Below are 20,403 nucleotides of genomic sequence, written 5' to 3' on the forward strand. Positions count from 1 at the left end.
TTCATCATGATAGTGACGTCCACAGCTGTGTATCCCTCAAGCAACAGGAGTCGATTGATCATGAGTAAACGTATCGTCGTGACAGGCATGGGCGCGCTGACGCCGCTGGGGTCGAGTGTGGAATCCACCTGGCAGCGCTTGTTGAACGGGCAATCGGGCATTCGTCGCCTGCCGCAAGACTTGGTCGGCGACCTGGCCGTCAGCATCGGTGGCCAGGTGCAAACTGTGCTGCAAGACCCCGAAGCCGGGTTTGATCCCGATCGGCTGCTGGCCGCCAAGGAACAGCGCAAGATGGACCGCTTTATCCTGTTCGCCCTGGCCGCTGCGGATGAAGCCCTGAAGCAAGCCGGTTGGGCGCCAGAAACGCCGCAAGAGCAGGAACGCACGGCCACCATCATTGCCTCCGGCGTCGGCGGTTTCCCGGCGATTGCCGAGGCGGTGCGCACCACCGACAGCAAAGGCCCACGGCGGTTGTCGCCGTTTACCATTCCATCGTTTCTGAGCAACATGGCGGCCGGGCATGTGTCGATCAACTATGGCTTGAAAGGCCCATTGGGCGCGCCGGTGACCGCCTGCGCGGCAGGTGTACAGGCGATTGGCGATGCGGCGCGAATGATCCGCGCCGGGGAAATCGATGTGGCGGTGTGCGGCGGCGCGGAAGCGGCGATTCATCGGGTCAGCCTCGCCGGCTTTGCTGCCGCACGGGCGTTGTCCAGCGACTTAAACGACACGCCGGAACTCGCTTCGCGGCCGTTCGATCAGGCGCGTGATGGTTTTGTGATGGGCGAAGGTGCGGGGATCCTGGTGATCGAAACGCTTGAGCACGCCCTGGCACGCGGCGCGCAACCCATCGCCGAACTGGTCGGGTATGGCACCAGCGCCGATGCCTATCACATGACCGCAGGCCCGGAAGACGGCGATGGCGCGCGGCGGGCAATGACGCAAGCGTTGCGTCAAGCCGGTATCGAGGCGTCCCAGGTGCAGTATCTGAATGCGCATGCAACGTCGACACCCGTGGGTGACAAAGGCGAACTGGCAGCCATCAAGACCGTGTTCGGCGCCAGTGGCCACCCGGCCATCAGCTCGACCAAATCCGCCACCGGCCACCTGTTGGGCGCCGCCGGCGGTATTGAAGCGATCTTCACCGTCCTCGCCCTGCGCGATCAGATGGCCCCGATGACCCTCAACCTCGACAACCCGGATGCGCTGGCGGACGGCCTGGACATGGTGCGCGGTGAGGCGCGGCCCATGCCGATTGAATACGCGCTGTCCAATGGCTTCGGTTTTGGCGGGGTGAATGCCAGCGTGCTGTTCCGGCGCTGGGTGTAGTTTGCCCCTGCCGTAGATTTCGGGGACCATGGGCGCCTTTCTGCAACTGCCAACAAGAGGCGCCCATGGCCAACCACGACCTTTCCTTCACCCCCGACCCGGATGCCGACTCCATCTCCAGCGACGTCATCGGTTTCAATGGCATCCTGGTCTCCACCCAAATCCCCACGCACGCCGACGGCAGCCTGGAACTGGGCGATATCACCCTGCAAAGCGAATGCACCCTGCAAGCGCTGAAGGTCGCGCTGGAGAAGGCCGGCAGCTCCATGGACCGGGTGATGCACCTGACCATCTACCTCACCGACATGGCTGATCGCGCGGCATTCAACGACGTCTACAAGCGCTTTTTCGCCAAGCCCTGGCCCGTTCGCGCCGCCGTTGGCGTGGCTGCGTTGGCGGTAGAAGGCATGCGCGTGGAAGTCACCGCGATGGCCGCCAAAGCCTGAGTTCCAAGCCACAACACCCATCCACTGTGGGAGCTGGCTTGCCTGCGATTGCATCACCTCGGTGTGCCTGATGTACCGAGTTACCCACATCGCAAGCAAGCCAGCTCCCACACGACGCCCTGCGGTAGATGCCGGTCAGGCATTTCACAGCTACAATGCGCGCCTCAACCGTGACAAGCCTGACTAAAAAAACTATGTCCTTGCCCAAGCACCACCTGGAATTGCTCAGCCCGGCCCGTGATGTCGCCATTGCGCGCGAGGCTATCTTGCATGGCGCCGACGCCATCTACATCGGCGGCCCAAGCTTCGGCGCACGCCATAATGCGTGCAACGAGGTGAGCGATATCGCTCAACTGGTCGAATTCGCCCGCCGTTACCACGCCCGCGTGTTCACCACCATCAACACCATCCTGCATGACAACGAGCTGGAGCCTGCGCGCAAGCTGATCCATCAGCTCTACGACGCCGGTGTCGATGCCTTGATCGTGCAAGACCTGGGCGTGATGGAGCTGGATATTCCGCCCATCGAGCTGCACGCCAGCACCCAGACCGATATCCGCACCCTGGCCCGCGCCAAGTTTCTCGACCAGGCCGGTTTTTCGCAGTTGGTATTGGCCCGCGAGCTGAACCTGCAGGAAATCCGCACCATCGCCGACGAGACCGACGCGGCCGTCGAGTTCTTCATCCACGGCGCCCTGTGCGTGGCGTTCTCCGGGCAGTGCAATATCTCCCACGCACAAAATGGCCGCAGCGCCAACCGTGGCGACTGCTCCCAGGCCTGCCGCCTGCCCTACACATTGAAAGATGACCAGGGCCGCGTCGTGGCCTTTGAAAAGCACCTGCTGTCGATGAAAGACAACAACCAGAGCGCCAACATCCGCGCCCTGGTCGAGGCTGGCGTGCGCTCGTTCAAGATCGAAGGCCGTTACAAGGACATGGGCTATGTGAAGAACATCACCGCCTATTACCGCCAGCGCCTTGATGACGTGCTCGAAGACCGCACGGACCTGGCCCGCGCCTCCAGCGGCCGTACTGCGCACTTCTTCCTGCCCGACCCGGAAAAAACCTTCCACCGGGGCAGCACCGACTATTTTGTCACCGACCGCAAGGTCGACATCGGCGCTTTCGATACCCCGACCTTTACCGGCTTGCCGGTGGGTGTAGTGGAAAAGGCCGGCAAACGCGACCTGCAGGTGGTCACCCATGAGCCACTCTCCAATGGCGATGGCCTCAATGTGCTGGTCAAGCGCGAGGTCGTGGGGTTCCGCGCCAACATCGCCGAGCCTAAAGGCGAATTTGAGGAAGACGGTGAGAAGCGCTATCGCTACCGCGTTGAGCCGAACGAAATGCCGGCCGGCCTGCATCAGCTGCGCCCGAACCATCCGCTGAACCGCAACCTCGACCATAACTGGCAACAAGCGCTGCTCAAAACCTCCGCCGAGCGCCGCATTGGCCTGGCCTGGGTGGCACGTCTGCGTGAAGACCAGCTTGAAGTCACCGCCACCAGCGAAGAAGGCATCAGCGCCAGCGTCACCCTGCCCGGCCCGTTTGGCGTGGCCAACAAGCCGGAACAGGCGCTCGACACCCTGCGCGACCTTCTCGGCCAACTCGGCACCACCGAATACCACGCCACGCACATCGAGCTGGATGCACCGCAGGCGTTCTTCATCCCCAACTCGCAGCTCAAGGCCTTACGCCGTGAAGTGATCGAAGCACTGACTGCCGCACGCGTTGCCGCGCACCCGCGTGGTGGGCGTAAAGCTGAAACCTCACCGCCACCGGTCTACCCGGAAGCGCACCTGTCATTCCTGGCCAACGTCTACAACCAGAAGGCCCGTGATTTTTATCACCGTCACGGCGTCAAGCTGATCGACGCCGCCTTCGAAGCCCACGAAGAAACCGGCGAAGTGCCGGTGATGATCACCAAACACTGCCTGCGTTTCTCGTTCAACCTGTGCCCCAAACAGGCCAAGGGTGTGACCGGTGTGAAAACCAAGGTGGCGCCGATGCAGTTGATTCACGGCGATGAAGTGCTGACCCTCAAGTTCGACTGCAAACCGTGCGAGATGCACGTGGTGGGCAAGATCAAGGGGCATATCCTTGGGCTGCCGCAGCCGGGCAGTAAGGTGGAGCACTTCAACCCGGAAAACATCATCTTTCAGGGCACGCACTAGCCCTTGAGGCGCGGGGCCACCACCAGCCCCGCTGCAATCCCGCTGCCGCCAGCAGGATTGCGGCCACACCCAGCCATTGCAGCCAACCCAGGCGATGGCCGAACGCAATCCAGTCAACAAAAATCGCCGCAATCGGATAGATAAACGACAGTGCCCCGGTGATGGCGGTGGGCAGTTTCTGGATCGCACCGTACAACAACACGTACATCAAACCGGTGTGCACCACGCCCAGCGTGACCAGTGCGGCCCAGGCAGTTGGCGCTGTCGGCAGGCTGTTCCAGGGCACCAACGGCGCGAGTAACAGTGCGCCGGTTGTCACCTGGATCAACGCCATCAGATGCGGCGGCACTTCCTTCAGGCGCTTGATGATCAGTGCGGCAACCGCATATAAAAACGCCGCGCCCAGGGCCAAAGCGATACCCGCCAGGTAATCAGCGCCACCGCTTTGCTGCTCGCCATGGGCGGTGACAATCGCCAACATGCCGAGAAACGCGACGCTCAACCACGCCAGTTTCTGCACGGTAATTTTCTCACCGAGAAATACTGCTGCCAGCATCACCAACATAAACGGCTGCACGTTGTAGACCGCCGTGCTGATGGCGATTGACGCGTGGGAATAGGATTCGAACAACAGCAGCCAGTTGCCGACGATGGCCACGCCACTGAGCATCGCCAGGCCGAACTTGGCCCAGGTAAGCAATTCCAGTCGCAAGTAACCCAGCAGTGCGCAGACCAGCAATAGGGCCAGTGCGCCGATGACGCAACGCCAGAACACCACTTCGATCACCGACACGCCCGACACCAGCACAAACCAGCCGATAGTGCCCGAGATCAGCATGGCGGCGACCATTTCCCACGACCCGCGACGGATAGATGTGTCCACGATGAAAGCTCCTCAAGTGAGGCGCAATTATGGCAATCTGCTGGTCAGCGGCTCCAGCGACTAAAAAAGGCAAAAACCTTTATTCACCTTTTGTTATTAGGCGGACAGCATGATTGACACCATCGACCAGCAACTGATCAGCGCCTTGATGGACGACTCGCGCCTGTCGCTCAAGGCCTTGGCGGGCATTACCGGGCTGTCCTCGCCCAGCGTCGGCGAACGCTTGCGGCGCCTTGAAGAGCGCGGCGTACTCACCCACTACACGGTTGATATCGACCCCAGGCATTTTGGCTACCTACTGCAAGCCATCGTGCGCATTCGCCCCCTGCCCGGCAAGTTGCAGGAGGTGGAGCGCCAGATCCAGTCGATACCTGAATTCACCGAGTGCGACAAGGTCACCGGTGACGACTGCTTTATCGCACGCTTGCATGTGCGCACCATGGACCAGCTCGACAGCCTGCTCGACCGCCTCAACGCCTATGCCGAAACCAATACGGCCATCGTCAAGAAAACCCCGGTAAAACGCCGTTTGCCACCGCTGGCTGATTAGTGATTTTGCGTCACTAACGCAGTGACGCAATCGCTATTCTGTCATCACTGGCCGATCTTTATGCTGGGCTCCACTGATTGGAACCCACAGGTATAAAGCTCATGTACGTGATTACTGGCATTACAGGCAAAGTCGGCGGCGCCCTGGCGCGCAACCTCATCAAGGCCGGCCAACCGGTGCGCGCGGTGATGCGCGATGCCGGCAAGGCGGCCTACTGGGCCGATCAAGGTTGCGACGTAGTCTTTGCACAGATGGACGACGCACAGGCATTAGCCGAGGCGTTCAAGGGCGCAACCGGCGTGTTTATCCTGCCGCCTCCCGGGTTTGATCCGCAGCCGGGTTTTCCTGAAGCCCGTGCAGTGATTGCCGCAGTCAGCCAGGCGCTGCAGGCGGCCACGCCGAAAAAGGTGCTGTGCCTGTCGACCATCGGCGCCCAGGCCACAGAGGTCAACCTGCTGACCCAACGCACCCTGATGGAACAGGCCCTTAGCGCCCTGGACATACCGGTCACCTTCCTGCGCCCTGCCTGGTTTATGGAGAACGCGCTGTACGACCTGATCGCCGCGCGTGAAACCGGTGTGATCCACAGCTTTCTGCAACCTCTGGACAAGGCGGTGCCCATGATCGCCACGGCGGATATCGGCACCCTCGCCGCGCAACTGCTGCAACAAGAGTGGGCCGGCCATCGGGTGGTTGAACTGGAAGGCCAGTGGGTCAGCCCCAACGACATCGCCCAAGGTTTGTCGCAAGTACTCGACCGCGACGTGCGCGCCGAAGCGGTGGCGCGTGAGACGTGGGAAGCCTTGTTGCGTGCCCAGGGCGCCCAGAACCCATTGCCACGTATGCGCATGGTCGATGGGTTCAATGAAGGTTGGATCTGTTTTGAGCAGGAGCAGGTGCTTAAAGGGCAAACATCGTTGCTGACGGTGCTGCGCGAACTGGCCGACAACACCCGCTGAGTGTTGCAAACAGACTCCCTGTGGCGAGCAGGCTTGTTGTGGCGAGCAGGCTTGCCCTGCGCTGGGCTGCGCAGCAGCCCCAAAACAGTCACCGCGTATTTCCAGGTGTATTGCGTCTTCAGGTATAGGGGCCGCTTCGCAGCCCAACGCAGGGCAAGCCTGCTCGCCACAACAAACCTGCTCACCACAACAAGCCTGCTCACCACAGGAAGGCGATTCAACACAGGGGACGGGTGTAGAAATATCGGGACACGCAAGTCTCCCTGGCTGGGACGATTGCACTGCTAGCGTCAAAGTCTCTTATCCATGCAAGGAACAACGGCGTGTCTCCTCAACCCAACTCCCATCTGTTACGTCGTGGCCGCTATTCAGAAAATGGTCGAGCGTATTTGGTCACTGCCGTGGTGCATCAGCGTCTGCCCTTGTTTCGGGACTTTCAGCTGGGCCGTTTGTTGGTCGCAGAATTTAAACGAACTCACGAAGCGGGCCTCGTCAACTCACTGGCGTGGGTGGTGATGCCGGATCATTTTCATTGGTTGTTCGACCTGAACAACTCAACACTGCGCGATGTGATGCGCCAGACCAAGTCGCGCAGCACGCTCAGTATCAATCGAGCCCGAAGCAGCCGAGAAAGATTCTGGCAGCGTGGTTACCACGACCGCGCCGTTCGAGCCGATGAAGATGTTCTGAAAATGGCCCGCTACATCATCGCCAACCCTCTGCGAGCCGGGCTGGTCGAGCACATTGGTGATTACCCGTTATGGGATGCGGCCTGGTTATAAAAAGCTTACGGGATGCACCGAGCTGTTCCAGCAAACAGGCTCCCTGTGGCGAGCAGGCTTGCCCTGCGCTGGGCTGCGCAGCAGCCCCAAACCAGCCACCGCGTATTTCCAGGTGTATTGCGTCTTCAGGTATAGGGGCCGCTTCGCGCCCCAACGCAGGGCAAGCCTGCTCGCCACAATTTTAGTCGTGCAGCGCTTTTGCAGCAGTCAGCAAGCCTTGGAATTTGCAATACCGGGCCTTCAGCGTCGTTTGTTGCCGGGCATCCGGCCTGTAGCGCATCTTCACCTTCATCCCCGCCGCCAACAGGTCGATGCCGATCGCCATAAACCCCAACTTCGCCGCCCCCACACACGCGCTCAATTCACTGCCGTGCAGCGTGAAGATCTCTCGCTGCAGAATGTTGGCCAGCAACTGCGCCCAATACTCACTCCGGGCCCCGCCGCCGACCAAGGCGCAGGCGGTCACGTCGGCACCGGTCGATTGCACCGCACGCAGCGCATCGAGCAGGCCGAAACCTACGCCCTCCATCACCGCATAACCGAGCATCGCCGGGGTGCAGTCATGGCCCAGGTTCATAAACCCACCGCGCAATAACGGGTCGTTGTGCGGGGTGCGCTCACCGGCCAGGTACGGCAGAAACAACGGCGTTGACAGCGGCACCGGCTGCTCGATGGGCAACTGCGCCTGCACCTGATCCAGCAATGCTTGTTCATCCGGCTGGCCTGTCAAGCGCGTCACCCAGCGCAAACAACTGGCCCCGGCGAGCATGGCGCCCATGGTGTACCAGCGGTTGGGCAAGGCGTGGCAGAAGCTGTGCACGGCACTGGCCGGGTTGCCGGCGGCGTGGTCGGTGATGGCGACGATGGCCGCGCTGGTGCCCAGGGTGATAAAGCCGTCACCGGTATTGACCGCACCGATACCCACCGCCGCCACCGGGTTATCGCCGCCGCCTCCGGCAATCACCACCTCGGGCGACAGGCCCAACCCGCTGACATTCAGTACACCACTCGCTGCACCGCCTTCTACCAGCCTGGGCATGTGGGCCAATGTCAGGCCGGTGGCGTGCAGCATCGGCGCAAACCATTCACGCTGCGCGACGTCCAGCCACAGCGTGCCAGCGGCATCCGACATATCGCTGATGCGCTCGCCCGTCAGGCATAACCGCAGGTAATCCTTGGGTGACAGCACACACTCAATCGCCTTGAAGACTTCGGGTTCGTGCTGCTGCAACCACAGCAGTTTGGGCGCCGTGAGCCCGGCCATCGGCAGGCTGCCGGTGGTGTCGGCAAAGCCGCTGCCCAGTTGCGCGGCCTGGGCCACTGCGCGCGCGTCATCCCACAGGATGGCCGGGTACAGCACACGATTATCCTTACCCAGCAGCACCGCGCCATGCATCTGCCCGGACAGGCCGATGCACGCCACACGCGCAAACGCCGCGTGCTCGCGTAACTGCGCCAGCGCCTGCAAACAGGCCTGCCACCAGTCTTCGGGGGCCTGCTCGGACCAGCCGCTGTGGCGTCGCGACACACTCAGGCGCACACCGGCGTGGGCCAGCACGCTACCGTCGACGTCCATCAAAATCGCCTTGAGCTCTGAAGTGCCGAGGTCTATGCCGAGGGAAACAGGGTTGCGCATACGTCAGTTATTCCACTTCAATACAACCACAGGAGTCACGCCGTTGCAGGCTCGGCGCCAGGCGCACGCTTTGGGTGGGTGCGCCGGGCGTGGCCATGCGTTGCAGCAGCATATGCACCGCGCGGGCGCCCAGTTCCTTGACCGGCTGGGCGATCAGGGTGAGGCGTGGCACGAAGAAATCCGCCCAGTCAAAATCATCAAAGCCCACCAGGGCCATCTGGCCTGGCACCTCGATGCGCGCGTCACGCAGAGCGTGCATGGCGCCCAGCGTCATCAGGTTATTGCCGGCCATGATTGCCGTGGGTGGCACCGGTAACGCCAGCAACTGCGCGGTTGCTTGCCGCGCAGGCTCGCTGTTGGAACCACCGTTGACCAGTAACTGTGGGTCGAACAGCAACCCGGCGGCCTGCAACGCCGCACGGTAACCGGCCACGCGTTCATCGGTAGTGCTCAGCCCTTCGCGCCCGGCAATAAAGCCGATGCGCCGGTGCCCATGTTCAATCAAGTGTGCGACCAGCGCCTGGGTGGACTGGGTGTTCTCCACCCCGACCTGATCAAACTGCGCGCTCATCATGCGGTCCACCAGCACCGTCGGCATCTCGTTGGCCTGCAGATATTCCAACGCGCTGGAGCCGGTCGACGGCGCCAATAAAATCCCGTCGACCCGCCGGTGATGCAGCGCCGTGACCACCCGCAGCTCCTGCTCCGGGTCATCGTGCGGGTCGGCAAACAGCATCATGTAGCCGTGGCGGACGCACTCGGTTTCAATCGCTTGCACGGTTTCGCTGAAGTAATGGTTGGACAACGCCGAGATCGCCACGCCAATGGTATTGGTGCTCGAACGCGCCAGCGAGCGCGCCAGGGTGTTGGGGATATAGCCCAACGCCTGAATCGCGCGCTGCACCGCCTGCACCGTGGCCGGGCTGACCTTGCGGGTGCCGTTCAATACGTGGGACACGGTCGAGGTGGACACCCCGGCCCGGCTTGCCACGTCATCCATGGTGACCACGACGCTTTCCCCTTTAACTCAATGTTTGCTCGACCAGCCGCTGTACGTCGCAACGTTGTCGCGGGTGATCAGTTTTGGCGTGAGCAGGGTTACCGCTTCGGCCGGGGCTTTGTCATTGAGAATGTCATTGCCGACGTTGACGGCAGTCTGGGCCATCGCCCAAGGGTCCTGGCTGGCAGAGGCCTGGATTTGGGTGTCGGTCTTCAGCGCGTTTTCGATATCCGGCGCGCCGTCCACCGAGGTAATAATGATGCCGCTGCGCTTGAGCTGTTTGGCCGCCAGGTCGCTGCCGATGGCTTGCGGGTCATTGATCGCGAACAAGCCGTCGATTTTCGGGAAGCGCGTGAGGTAACCCTGCATCACATTCAAGCCCCCTTCCCGTGAGCCTTTGCCGTCCTGATCATCGGACAGCACCTTGATATCCGGTGCACCGGCCAATGCGGCCTTGCAGCCTTTGACGCGGTCGGTCACAGCGGTCACTTGCGGGCCGTTCTGGATAATCACATTGCCCTTGCCCGCCAGCTTGTCCACCAGGAACTGGCAGGCCAGCTTGCCGGCTTCGACGTTGTCGGTTTGCACCGTGGCGTTTACGCCTTTGGCGTCCACATCCACCGCCACCACCACAATGCCGGCATCCCTGGCTTTCTTGATCGCCGAGGCCATGGCCGATGGGTCGACGGCGTTGAGCAGAATCAGGTCAACCTTGGATGAAATGAAGTTGTCGATCTGGGAAAACTGCTTGCTCAAGTCATAGTCGGCCGACACCGAGGTGACCTTCACAGCAGGGTTCAGCTCTTTGGCCCGTGCAGTGGCGCCGTCGGCCAGGGTCACGAAATACGGGTTGCCCAGCGAGCCCATGCTGATGCCCAGGGCTTTGAGTTCGCGGGCTTCGACGCCATGGGACATCAGGGCAGCCAAGGCCATAACGGGAAAGATACGTTTGAAGTTCATACCGGTCTCTCTTGTGATTGTTGTTGAGGTGAATCAGGTACGTGCGCCGGACTGGCGATAGCGATCCAGCGCCACTGCGCCGATGATCACGATGCCCTTGATGATGTACTGCCAGATATCCGATACCCCCAGCAGCACCAGGCCGTTGGTAAGCACCGCGATAATCAGTGCGCCGATCAGCGTGCCGCCGATGGTGCCCACGCCGCCGGTAAAACTGGTGCCACCCAGGATCACCGCAGCAATTGCATCCAGCTCATAGGATTGCCCCAGTTGCAGGCCATTGGCGGCGAACAGGCGCGAAGCACTCATCACGGCGCCAAGCCCGGCCAGCGCGCCGGACATGGCGTAGACAAACAGCAGCACTTTCCACACCTTGATGCCCGATAGCCGCGCCGCTTCCGGGTTGCCGCCCACTGAATAGATCTGCACGCCCATCACCGTGCGGCGCAATATGAACCACGACAGCAGCACCACGGCCACGGCGATGATCACCAGCCATGGCACGCCGAGCACGGAGTCATTGCCGATAAACGCAAACGGCAGGTCGGGGTTGAACACGGTTTTATCATCGGCCAGCAAACGCGCCAGGCCACGCATGGCAGTCAGCGCCCCCAGGGTGACGATAAACGGCGGCAGCCGCATAAAAGCGATCAGCCCGCCGTTGACCAGGCCCAGCAACAGACCAAAACCAATGCCCGCCGCAATCCCGAACATGCCGAACTGCGGCGACATCGATGCCTGCAAGGCCACCACCGCAGACGCCGCCAGAATCGCGCCCACTGACAGGTCAATGCCCGCCGTCAGAATCACAAAGGTCATGCCCGCCGCCAGCACCACATTGACCGAGGCTTGCTGGGTGATGATCGACAGGTTCTGCACCGTGAGGAAGTTCTCGCTGGCCAGGGCAAAGCCCACCAGCAGCAAGACCAGCACGGGCAGCATGCCGACGGTGCGCATCAGCTCACGCACGCGTTCGGCCTTGCCGGTTGTTGCAATCATTGAATCAGCCATGGGCAGCCACCTGATCGCCACCAGTGGCGAGGTCGATAATTCGTTCCTGGGAAATGACGTGGCCCGAAGCCCCGCCGACTTCGGCCACTAACTGGCCTTCGCGCATGATCAGCACACGGTCGCAGGTGCCGATGATTTCCGGCAGCTCGCTGGAGATCACCACAATGCCCACACCGGCCAGCGCCAGTTGATTGATGATGCGGTAGATCTCGGACTTGGAGCCGATGTCCACGCCACGGGTGGGTTCGTCGAGGATCAGCACATGCGGCTTGACCTCCAGCAGCCGCGCCAACAGCACCTTTTGCTGATTGCCACCGGACAGCGCGCCAACATTGACCTTGCCCGACGCCACGCGAATCGACAGCGACCTGATCGCATCGTTAGCGCGTTGCGCCGCGTGCCCACGGTCCAGCACGCCACCGGCATGTGCATCCGGTACACAGGCGCACACGTTGATGTTGTCGGCCACGCTCATGTCCAGGAACAGGCCTTGAGCCTTGCGGTCTTCGGTGAGGTACACGACCCCTGCGCGAATCGCATCCGCCGGGTTTCGCAGTTGGGTGACGCTCTTGCCGACCACTTCCAGGGTGCCGGAGGTGCGCGGGTCGGCGCCGAAAATCAGGCGTGCCAGTTCGGTGCGCCCTGCCCCGACCAGCCCGGCAATGCCCAGCACTTCACCGGCGTGCAGGTCGAAACTGCAATTGCGCACGCGTTTGCCGTCAGCCATATCGCGCACGCGCATCACCACGTTGCCGGGGTTGTACGCGGCGTGTTCCTTCTTGTAGAAGCCTGACAGGTCGCGGCCGACCATCATTTTTACCAGCACTTCGGCCGACAGCGCATCGCGAGTCAGTTCGCCGATGTACTGGCCGTCGCGCAGCACCGAGACCCGGTCCGACAACTCGTAGATCTCGGCCATGCGGTGGCTGATATAGATGATCGCCAGGCCCTGGCTGCGCAGTTGTTTGATCAAGGCAAACAGGCGGTCGGTTTCACGCGATGACAGCGGCGTGGTCGGCTCGTCCATCACCAGAATGCGTGCATGGGCATGCAGGGCGCGGGCGATTTCGACCAATTGGCGCTCGGCAATCGACAGGCTGCTGACGGGCGTGGCGGGTTTGAACTCGGCGCCCAGGCGTTGCAGCACTTCGACGCAGCCTTCTTGCATGCCCTTGCGGTCGATGGTCCAGCCACGCCGCAGTTCACGGCCCAGGTAGATGTTCTCGGCCACGCTGAGGTTCGGGCACAGGCTCAGTTCCTGGTAGATCACGGCGATGCCGAGGGTCTTGGCAGTGGCAGGGTCAAAGGTGGCGACGGGCTGGCCGTCGATGCGGATTTCGCCGCCGGGATCGGCCTGGTAAGCGCCGGAGAGGATTTTCATCAAGGTTGACTTGCCGGCGCCGTTCTCACCCATCAAGGCGTGGATTTCACCGGGGTAAACCTTCAGGCCGACATTCTTGAGCACGCGCAAACCGTTGAAGGTTTTGCTGATGCCCTGCATCTCAAGCAAGGGTTCAAGGCTCATGGATGAGCTCCTGGATTTATTATTTTTGTAATCGAGTGTTGCCGACTCTATGCCAGATGCATTTGCGTACGCAAGCGCTTGCGTAGGCATTTTTTCGTTTGATTAAACGTTTCATCACGCGCAGAACGGCGAAATTCGCCCTGCGCGCCCGAAAATGAAATGAATGTTAAAGCCCCTCGAATGACAAACCTGCCCTGCCCGTCCTGCCCACTGGCACTCGATCACGCCGGCGTCCCACGCCGACACTTGACCGAGTCCAGCCAATCGCTTTCAGCCGCGCTCACGCGGGATCAGACTCTGCAGTTGCGTGGCCAGGAAGTTGGCATCGAAGGCAAAGGTGTCCGGGTCTTTCAAGCCGTTGGTTTTCTTCCACAGCCAATCGTTTTTATCGGCCGGCAGCACCAGCGACACACTGCCATGCCGCGCAGCGGTAAGGCCGATCACCGACACCGAGACCGAACCACCGGCCCCCATCACTTCCGGCACGAACTCCACGGCCTTGCCGGTGATCTGCACGGTGAGTTTTTCGGTCTTGAAGGTCGAACTCTCGGCTGGCAGGCCCGGGCCGCTGGCGACGTAGGCTTCGCGCTGAACCTCGAGCAAACCGACGCGTTTTACCGGCTCCAGCCACTGTTCGATCTGCCCGAACACCTCACCGAGCTTTTGTGCCCAGCGCGCTGACTGCAGGTCAAATTGCTGTTTTTTATGCGCTTCGCTGTCGGCGTAATGGCGAAGCATCTCGCCCAGTTGCTGTACATCGTCCATTGCCATTTTCCTTGGGTGAGCCAGGTTGCGAGCAACGATCATGGCAGATGCGGCGGCTGACCGTATGATTAACGCCTGCGCAACTGCACCGGTGATTTCGCCGGCAACTGCGTATGACTAATCCATGGCCGGTGGGTAAGGTGAGGCAACATTTCTGTTCCGGAGCATCGCATGCGCACCATCGGCCTTATCGGCGGCATGAGCTGGGAGTCCAGCGCCGAGTATTACCGCATCATCAACCAGCGCGTGCGCGACCAGCTCGGGCCGCTGCGCTCGGCGCAACTGTTGATGTACAGCGTGGACTTCGGCCCGGTGGAACAAGCCCAGCATGCCGGGCGTTGGGGTGACACCGCGCTGATCCTCGAAGACGCCGCGCGCCGCCTGCAAGCGGGTGGCGCCGACTGTGTGGTGCTGTGTACCAACACCATGCATTTGGTGGCGCCGCGTATCGAGGCGGCGGTGTCGATTCCGTTCCTGCATATTGCGGATGCGGCGGGAGCGGCAGCGGTCGAAGCCGGCACCTTGACCGTCGGCCTGCTGGGCACCGCGTTCACCATGGAGCAGGACTTTCTCAAGGCACGCCTGACCGCACAGGGCTTGACCGTACTCGTGCCCGACGCGCACGAGCGCGAGGCCGTGCACAGGATCATTTATGAGGAGTTGTGTGTCGGGGTGATCAGCGAGGCTTCGCGCCAGGTTTATCAACGCGTGATCGAGTCATTGGCGGCACGGGGTGCCCAAGCGATCATTCTTGGCTGCACGGAAATCGGCCTGCTGATCAAGCCACAGCACAGCCACCTGCCGCTGCTGGACACCACCGAGCTGCATGCGCAGGCTGCGGTGGCGTTTGCACTGGCCGATTAGGCCGGTTGGCGCAGGCGCGCCATGCTGACGGTGTCGACAAACTTGCCATCACGCAAGGCGTAATCGCGCAACAGGCCTTCGACTTCGAAGCCGAACTTTCGGTACAGGCCTTGCGCGGCTTCATTGTCGGCATACACCGTGAGTTCCACGCGGTGCAGGTTCATCCAGTTGTCCGCCACGTCCAGCGCGGCCGTCAACAACCGGGAACCCACGCCCTTGCCCTGCCAGGCCGTGGCCACGCCCATGCCGAACGAGCCAACATGGCTGCGCCGCACTCGCAGGGTCTGCTCCAGGCCAAGTTGGCCGATGACCTCGCCGCCATGCACCGCCACCAGCTGTAGCCGCCGCTCGTTATCCAACGCCAGCTTGTTGCGCCAGGCCTCCACCGATTGATAAGGCATTTGCAGCACCTGACGGCATACGGCCGGTTCGTTATAGAGCGCAGCGACGCCTTCGAGGTGGGCTTCGGTAAAGCGCTGGATCACGATATGGGGTTCAGGTGTGTGCATTGCGTTTCATCCTATGAAAGACAAGTGGCCGGCCAGTGTAGGCGGCAAGGCTGCATCCTGGCTAGGGTGGGAGCCGGGCTTGCTCGCGAATGCGGTGGGCCAGTTACAGATTAATTGACTGACACACCGCATTCGCGGGCAAGCCCGCTCCCACAGTTGACCGCATGCAGTTTTGAATATGAGGTCGGCTGCGGATTTGCATGCACTGAAGATATGCCTTTCTGTGGGAGCTGCCTTGTTAACTGCGCTGGCCGAGCGCTGTGCGCCATACCCGCGCAATGTCCGCCGCGCGCTCACGCAACAAACGCGGCGCGTCCTGGCAAGCCTGCTCCAGGCTCATCGGGCCTGATGGCAAGGCGAACGCGGCGGCCACACCGTGGGCGTACATGTGCTCATAGCCTTCGCCCAAGGTGCCGGCGATCACGATGACCGGCACGCCATGACGTTGAGCAATCCGCGCCACACCAAAAGGGGTTTTGCCACGCAGGGTCTGGGCATCAAAGCGGCCTTCGCCGGTGATCACCAGGTCCGCGCCACGCACGGCCGCGTCCAGGCCCACCAACTCGGCGACCACCTCCACGCCCGCACGGAACTGCGCCCCGAGAAAGGCCTTGGCGGCAAACCCCAGGCCGCCGGCCGCGCCGCTGCCCGGTTCATCGCGCACGTCTTTGGGTAAAACCTTGGCACAGTGATCAGCAAAGTGCCCAAGCGCGGCGTCAAGCTGTTCGACTTGTTGCGGATTGGCGCCTTTTTGCGGGCCAAAAATGGCGGACGCGCCGTGCGGCCCGCACAGCGGGTTATTCACGTCGGCCGCGATTTCAAAACGCACCTGGGCCAGGCGCGGGTCCAGGTGCTCCAGGCTCATGCGCGTCAACCCTGCCAAGGCCAGGCCGCCCGGTGCAAGGGCCTGGTCCTGGGCGTTGAACAACTGCACGCCGAGCGCCTGCATCGCGCCTGCCCCGCCGTCATTGGTGGCGCTGCCGCCAATGGCCAGGATGATGCGCTGCGCACCGGCATCCAGCGCCGCGCGGATCAGCTCGCCGGTGCCGAATGTGCTGCTGATGCACGCATCACGCTGGCCAGTCGGTACGCGTTGCAAGCCGCTGGCTTCAGCCATTTCGATCATCGCGGTGTGGCTGTCTGCAAGCCAGCCCCAGCGTGCTTCGACGGCCTCCCCCAAGGGCCCGCGCACCGTTGCGCGGCGCAGTTCGCCGTTGCAGGCGGCGAGTACCGCATCCACCGTGCCCTCACCGCCGTCGGCCATTGGGCACTGGATTATCTGTGCATCCGGCCATACCTGAACGAGCCCGTCGGCAATCGCCTGGGCAACGCCTTCGGCACTCAGGCTGTCCTTGAATGAGTCGGGGGCGATGATGATTTTCATGGGCTTTCTCCGGTTTTTATAACGCCCATGCTGCCAGTTGCCATCGGCAATGACGCCGGTCCGATGCACAAGTGCCGGTGAGGTTTGTTGTTCATTCCGACAAAGCCTGAGGCAATAGCTGTACGCCGAGGTACAGCGCGAGCATGCCGTCGAGGGTCAGCGGGTCGACACCACTGAGTTCGGCAATGCGTTCCATGCGGTAACGCAGGCTGTTGCGGTGAATGCCCAGGGCATCGGCGCAGGCCTGGCTTTGGCCGTCGTGTTCACACCAACTGCGCAAAGTAGCCAATAACTGGCCGTTGCTGTCCTTGGCCAGGACGTTGCGCAAGGGGTTGAGCAATTCGTCCAGGGCGTCGTCATTGCGGTGGCGCCAGAGCATCACCGGCAGGCGATAGCGATTAAGGGTCAACAGCTGCGATTGCGGCAGGATATCGCGACCATAGGCCAGCAAGTCTGTGACACGCCGATAACAACGGCGCAACCCGGCCAGGCCATCGGCCTGCCCGCCAACCGCCACACGCAAGACCTTCCAGCCCAGGCCCTGAAGTTTTTCCAGCAGTTTTGGATTATCCACCTGGGTCGCCGCAGGCCTGCACCACAGCAAGGAAAACTGTGCGGAACTGACGCACCAACTGTCCGGGAATCGGCTGCTCAGCCAGGCACTCAAGGCCTCCGCTGATTGGCCTGCACCCAGTTCGAACAGGTAGGGCGTGCGGGCCAGCTGGGGTTTGAGCCCCAACTGCCGGGCTTCATCGACCAGGCGCGGTGAGTCACCGCTGTCGGCCAGCAATAAGGCCAGCAGGTCATCACAGCGTTGGCGCCGCCACTGCTGCTCGGCTTGTTGATGGCGATGGCTGACCAGCATTTCGGCAGTCATGCGCACCAGTTGCGCGTAGGTGCGCAACAACTCAGGCTCGCCGGTGATGCCCAGCACGCCGATCAGGCGTTGGTCGTGCATCAACGGCAAATTGATGCCGGGCTGCACGCCCTTCAGGTGTTTGGCGGTCTGGCCATCGATTTCCACAACTCTGCCGTTGGCCAACACCAACTGCGCGCCTTCATGCCGGGTGTTGATTCGCTCCGGTTCGCCACTGCCGAGAATCAGGCCCTGGCTGTCCATGACATTGACGTTATAGGGCAGTATCGCCATGGTGCGATTGACGATGTCCTGCGCCAGGTCATGATCCAGCTCAAACATGGGGCTAAGTTCCTTTAAAGGCGTGGTTGTTCATGTTGTTGTTCATGCCGTTGTTCATGTTGTTGTTCAGAGGCACAGCGCAAAGCCCGCTTGACAGTGCACAGGCACAAAGACAGCACCCAACAAGGTGGCCGAGACTCTTTGGGCGATCAACGTTACCCTCGCATCGCGAAAAAATCATAATAAAGAGAGACTGCCATGTCACAGAGCGCCGCTGCCACACTGGCCACCGATGACGATAAAAACGCCATCTACAAGCGCATTACCCTGCGCCTGATCCCCTTCATTTTTATCTGCTACTTGTTCAACTACCTTGACCGGGTGAACGTTGGCTTTGCCAAGTTGCAGATGCTCGATGCATTGAAATTCAGCGAAACGGTATACGGCCTTGGTGCCGGGATCTTCTTTATCGGCTACGTGCTGTGCGGCGTGCCGAGCAACCTGGCGCTGACCAAATTCGGCCCACGGCGCTGGATTGCGCTGATGATGATTGTCTGGGGCACGCTTTCCACGTGCCTGCTGTTCGTCACCACCCCCAGCCACTTCTACGGCTTGCGCCTGCTGACCGGCGCCGCTGAAGCCGGGTTCTTCCCCGGCGTGGTGCTGTACCTCTCGCAGTGGTTCCCGACCTTTCGCCGTGGGCGGATCATGGCGTTGTTCATGTCGGCAATTCCGGTGTCCGGCCTGCTGGGCAGCCCGTTTTCCGGCTGGATCCTCAACCACTTCGCCCCAGGCCAAGGCGGCCTTGCAGGCTGGCAGTGGATGTTCCTGCTGCAAGGTATCCCCACCGTGATACTCGGCGCCCTCGCCTACTTCCTGCTCAGCGACAGCTTTGCCAACGCCAAGTGGCTCACGCCCCATGAGCGTGCGGTGCTGGAAGCCGATCAGGCGACGGATTTGGCCAACAAGCCGAAAACCACCACCGATTCGCTCGGCGAGGTGTTCAAGAACCCGGCGATCTGGGCGTTCGGGCTGATCTACTTCTGCATCCAGAGCGGCGTGTACGCCATCAACTTCTGGCTGCCATCGATCATCAAGAACCTGGGCTTCAGCGATAACCTGGTGATTGGCTGGCTGAGTGCGATCCCTTACCTGTTGGCCGCCGTGTTCATGCTGCTGGTGGGCCGCTCCGCCGATTTGCGCAAGGAACGTCGCTGGCACCTGGTGGTACCGATGTTGATGGGCGCGATTGGCCTGGTGATCGCGGTGAACTTCGCCACCACCCCGGCCCTTGCGATTCTCGGCCTGACCATCGCCACCATGGGCGCCCTTACCGGCCTGCCGATGTTCTGGCCGGTGCCCACCGCCCTGCTCAGTACGGGTGCGGCGGCTGGCGGGTTGGCGCTGATCAACTCCATGGGCCAGATGGCGGGGTTCTTGAGCCCGTACATCGTCGGCTTTGTGAAGGATGCCACCGGGTCCACAGACATGGCGTTGTATCTGCTGGCGGCGGTGATTGTGGCCGGCAGTGTGTTGGCGTTGCGCATGACGCGCACCTTGAAGGTATAGCGCGGCCTCTGTGGGAGCTGGCCTCTTCTGTAGGAGCTGGCTTGCCTGCGATGCAGACACCTCGGTTTATCAGGTACACCGAGTTGATGCCATCGCAGGCAAGCCAGCTCCCACATAAGCAGCTACCCCATTTTTACTCGGCGTTTACAACAGGCCGCCGCCGTCGATATCCAACACGGCGCCGGTTATAAAGCCATTTTCCATGGCCAGCACATACCCTGCCGCGACCTCCTCTGCTTGCCCCACTCGCCCCACCGGCAACGCCCCTCCGGCCTTGGCGAACATCGCCAAGCGTTGCTCTTCTGCCAGCCCCGCATACGCCGGCGTGTCGATCACGCCGGGGCTGATCACGTTGACGCGCCGTGGTGCCAGTTCTTTTGCCAACTGCTTGCCGAGCGCTTCAGTCGCAGCATTGATACCCGTCTTGATGAACTGACCCGCCATCAACTTACGGCCCAGTTGGCCCGAGGTCAGGCTGATGCTGCCATGCTCTGCCAAAAACGGCAGCGCTTGCTGAATCGCGCGCAATGCGCCCCAGAGTTTCACGTTGAAATTGTCCTGGGCCTCGTCCAGGTCTGTCTCGACCAGCGGTTTGGCCTGCACCGACGGGCCTGAGGTGTACACCAAATGGTCAAAGCGCCCGACCGTTTCGAACAACCGTTGCAACGAAGCGCTGTCTGTTACGTCGACCGGTTCGCTGCGTACGCCATTGTCCGCCCCGGAGGTCAAACGGCGCCCGGCCAGCACCACCTGTGCGCCACGGGCGGTGGCGGCCTTGGCCACGGCGGCACCGATGCCGCTGCTGCCGCCGATCACGATGACGGTTTTACCGCTGAGGGAAGATGTCATGGGGTTGCTACCTGGCTAAGAAAGTGAGCGTTGATCTTCTCAGCTTGGCAATCGGTGAAAAATCCCGGTA

19 protein-coding genes are annotated in these 20,403 nt (G+C 61.7%); 8 read left to right on the forward strand and 11 right to left on the reverse strand.

The window, feature by feature from the left end; translation table 11 throughout:
* The first annotated feature begins 60 nt into the window (after positions 1-60).
* From fabF to ASE80_RS17520, 3 genes are all read left to right on the forward strand, one after another.
* Positions 61-1,329 (forward strand): beta-ketoacyl-ACP synthase II, encoded by a 1,269-nt coding sequence (fabF, locus tag ASE80_RS17510; protein WP_056860040.1) that lies wholly within the window; start codon positions 61-63, stop codon positions 1,327-1,329.
* A 65-nt stretch (positions 1,330-1,394) separates the two neighbouring features.
* On the forward strand, positions 1,395-1,775 hold the full coding sequence (locus ASE80_RS17515; protein ID WP_056860041.1) for a RidA family protein: 381 nt from the start codon (positions 1,395-1,397) through the stop codon (positions 1,773-1,775).
* 194 nt (positions 1,776-1,969) lie between these two features.
* On the forward strand, positions 1,970-3,949 hold the full coding sequence (locus ASE80_RS17520; protein WP_056860042.1) for a peptidase U32 family protein: 1,980 nt from the start codon (positions 1,970-1,972) through the stop codon (positions 3,947-3,949).
* Here ASE80_RS17520 and ASE80_RS17525 read toward each other — a convergent pair.
* A complete protein-coding gene (locus tag ASE80_RS17525) occupies positions 3,927-4,832 on the reverse strand; it encodes a DMT family transporter (protein WP_056860043.1) in 906 nt (301 codons plus the stop codon). The two genes, ASE80_RS17520 and ASE80_RS17525, sit on opposite strands and share 23 nt — an antisense overlap.
* Before the next feature lie 109 nt (positions 4,833-4,941).
* On the opposite strand from ASE80_RS17525, the gene ASE80_RS17530 reads away from it, so the two are divergent.
* From ASE80_RS17530 to ASE80_RS17540, 3 genes are all read left to right on the forward strand, one after another.
* Positions 4,942-5,382 carry an Lrp/AsnC family transcriptional regulator gene (locus ASE80_RS17530; protein WP_056860044.1) on the forward strand — a complete coding sequence of 147 codons (441 nt, stop codon included), beginning with the start codon at positions 4,942-4,944 and terminating at the stop codon, positions 5,380-5,382.
* Positions 5,383-5,483: 101 nt separating this feature from the next.
* Positions 5,484-6,341, forward strand: a complete 858-nt coding sequence (locus ASE80_RS17535; protein ID WP_056860045.1) for an NmrA family NAD(P)-binding protein — start codon at positions 5,484-5,486, stop codon at positions 6,339-6,341.
* Positions 6,342-6,664: 323 nt separating this feature from the next.
* Entirely contained in the window at positions 6,665-7,123 is a 459-nt protein-coding gene (locus ASE80_RS17540) for an REP-associated tyrosine transposase (RefSeq protein ID WP_056860046.1), read from the forward strand.
* Between the two features lie 181 nt (positions 7,124-7,304).
* Here ASE80_RS17540 and xylB read toward each other — a convergent pair whose 3' ends face one another.
* The 6 genes from xylB to ASE80_RS17570 form a co-directional block, all read right to left on the reverse strand.
* Complete coding sequence (gene xylB / locus ASE80_RS17545) at positions 7,305-8,759, reverse strand: xylulokinase (protein WP_056860047.1); 1,455 nt, start codon at positions 8,757-8,759, stop codon at positions 7,305-7,307.
* Between the two features lie 7 nt (positions 8,760-8,766).
* A complete protein-coding gene (locus ASE80_RS17550; RefSeq protein WP_056860048.1) occupies positions 8,767-9,768 on the reverse strand; it encodes a LacI family DNA-binding transcriptional regulator in 1,002 nt (333 codons plus the stop codon).
* A gap of 18 nt (positions 9,769-9,786) precedes the next feature.
* Entirely contained in the window at positions 9,787-10,719 is a 933-nt protein-coding gene (locus ASE80_RS17555; protein ID WP_056860049.1) for an ABC transporter substrate-binding protein, read from the reverse strand.
* A gap of 33 nt (positions 10,720-10,752) precedes the next feature.
* Entirely contained in the window at positions 10,753-11,730 is a 978-nt protein-coding gene (locus ASE80_RS17560) for an ABC transporter permease subunit (protein ID WP_017135608.1), read from the reverse strand.
* Entirely contained in the window at positions 11,723-13,255 is a 1,533-nt protein-coding gene (locus tag ASE80_RS17565) for a sugar ABC transporter ATP-binding protein (protein WP_056860050.1), read from the reverse strand. Before ASE80_RS17565 ends, ASE80_RS17560 begins: the two co-directional genes overlap by 8 nt.
* 270 nt (positions 13,256-13,525) lie before the next feature.
* Positions 13,526-14,020, reverse strand: coding sequence for a hypothetical protein (locus ASE80_RS17570; protein ID WP_056860051.1), 495 nt, complete (start codon positions 14,018-14,020; stop codon positions 13,526-13,528).
* Positions 14,021-14,191: 171 nt separating this feature from the next.
* Between ASE80_RS17570 and ASE80_RS17575 the strand changes: the two genes are divergently transcribed.
* Entirely contained in the window at positions 14,192-14,884 is a 693-nt protein-coding gene (locus ASE80_RS17575) for an aspartate/glutamate racemase family protein (protein WP_056860052.1), read from the forward strand.
* Here the strand turns inward: ASE80_RS17575 and ASE80_RS17580 are convergent.
* From ASE80_RS17580 to ASE80_RS17590, 3 genes are all read right to left on the reverse strand, one after another.
* Positions 14,881-15,393 carry a GNAT family N-acetyltransferase gene (locus ASE80_RS17580; RefSeq protein WP_056860053.1) on the reverse strand — a complete coding sequence of 171 codons (513 nt, stop codon included), beginning with the start codon at positions 15,391-15,393 and terminating at the stop codon, positions 14,881-14,883. The two genes, ASE80_RS17575 and ASE80_RS17580, sit on opposite strands and share 4 nt — an antisense overlap.
* Positions 15,394-15,631: 238 nt before the next feature.
* Entirely contained in the window at positions 15,632-16,777 is a 1,146-nt protein-coding gene (locus ASE80_RS17585) for a glycerate kinase (protein WP_056860054.1), read from the reverse strand.
* A 91-nt stretch (positions 16,778-16,868) separates the two neighbouring features.
* A complete protein-coding gene (locus ASE80_RS17590) occupies positions 16,869-17,975 on the reverse strand; it encodes a sugar diacid recognition domain-containing protein (RefSeq protein WP_056860055.1) in 1,107 nt (368 codons plus the stop codon).
* Between the two features lie 198 nt (positions 17,976-18,173).
* Here ASE80_RS17590 and ASE80_RS17595 point away from each other — a divergent pair, with 198 nt between their 5' ends.
* The gene (locus tag ASE80_RS17595; RefSeq protein WP_056860056.1) at positions 18,174-19,484 is read left to right on the forward strand and encodes an MFS transporter; all 1,311 of its coding nucleotides are present in this window, start codon (positions 18,174-18,176) and stop codon (positions 19,482-19,484) included.
* 144 nt (positions 19,485-19,628) lie between these two features.
* On the opposite strand, the gene ASE80_RS17600 is transcribed toward ASE80_RS17595, so the two are convergent.
* Positions 19,629-20,333, reverse strand: coding sequence for an SDR family oxidoreductase (locus tag ASE80_RS17600; RefSeq protein WP_056860057.1), 705 nt, complete (start codon positions 20,331-20,333; stop codon positions 19,629-19,631).
* Positions 20,334-20,403: the final 70 nt, after the last annotated feature.

This window comes from Pseudomonas sp. Leaf15 (assembly GCF_001421425.1).
In the GTDB taxonomy this organism is placed as follows: domain Bacteria; phylum Pseudomonadota; class Gammaproteobacteria; order Pseudomonadales; family Pseudomonadaceae; genus Aquipseudomonas; species Aquipseudomonas salomonii.

What these genes read in the sequence shown, in the direction of transcription:
- fabF (WP_056860040.1), top strand. Translation starts at nt 61, where the DNA reads ATGAGTAAACGTATCGTCGTGACAGGCATGGGCGCGCTGACGCCGCTG.
- ASE80_RS17515 (WP_056860041.1), top strand. Translation starts at nt 1,395, where the DNA reads ATGGCCAACCACGACCTTTCCTTCACCCCCGACCCGGATGCCGACTCC.
- ASE80_RS17520 (WP_056860042.1), top strand. Translation starts at nt 1,970, where the DNA reads ATGTCCTTGCCCAAGCACCACCTGGAATTGCTCAGCCCGGCCCGTGAT.
- ASE80_RS17530 (WP_056860044.1), top strand. Translation starts at nt 4,942, where the DNA reads ATGATTGACACCATCGACCAGCAACTGATCAGCGCCTTGATGGACGAC.
- ASE80_RS17535 (WP_056860045.1), top strand. Translation starts at nt 5,484, where the DNA reads ATGTACGTGATTACTGGCATTACAGGCAAAGTCGGCGGCGCCCTGGCG.
- xylB (WP_056860047.1), bottom strand. Translation starts at nt 8,759, where the DNA reads ATGCGCAACCCTGTTTCCCTCGGCATAGACCTCGGCACTTCAGAGCTC.
- ASE80_RS17555 (WP_056860049.1), bottom strand. Translation starts at nt 10,719, where the DNA reads ATGAACTTCAAACGTATCTTTCCCGTTATGGCCTTGGCTGCCCTGATG.
- ASE80_RS17560 (WP_017135608.1), bottom strand. Translation starts at nt 11,730, where the DNA reads ATGGCTGATTCAATGATTGCAACAACCGGCAAGGCCGAACGCGTGCGT.
- ASE80_RS17565 (WP_056860050.1), bottom strand. Translation starts at nt 13,255, where the DNA reads ATGAGCCTTGAACCCTTGCTTGAGATGCAGGGCATCAGCAAAACCTTC.
- ASE80_RS17570 (WP_056860051.1), bottom strand. Translation starts at nt 14,020, where the DNA reads ATGGACGATGTACAGCAACTGGGCGAGATGCTTCGCCATTACGCCGAC.
- ASE80_RS17575 (WP_056860052.1), top strand. Translation starts at nt 14,192, where the DNA reads ATGCGCACCATCGGCCTTATCGGCGGCATGAGCTGGGAGTCCAGCGCC.
- ASE80_RS17580 (WP_056860053.1), bottom strand. Translation starts at nt 15,393, where the DNA reads ATGCACACACCTGAACCCCATATCGTGATCCAGCGCTTTACCGAAGCC.
- ASE80_RS17585 (WP_056860054.1), bottom strand. Translation starts at nt 16,777, where the DNA reads ATGAAAATCATCATCGCCCCCGACTCATTCAAGGACAGCCTGAGTGCC.
- ASE80_RS17590 (WP_056860055.1), bottom strand. Translation starts at nt 17,975, where the DNA reads ATGTTTGAGCTGGATCATGACCTGGCGCAGGACATCGTCAATCGCACC.
- ASE80_RS17595 (WP_056860056.1), top strand. Translation starts at nt 18,174, where the DNA reads ATGTCACAGAGCGCCGCTGCCACACTGGCCACCGATGACGATAAAAAC.
- ASE80_RS17600 (WP_056860057.1), bottom strand. Translation starts at nt 20,333, where the DNA reads ATGACATCTTCCCTCAGCGGTAAAACCGTCATCGTGATCGGCGGCAGC.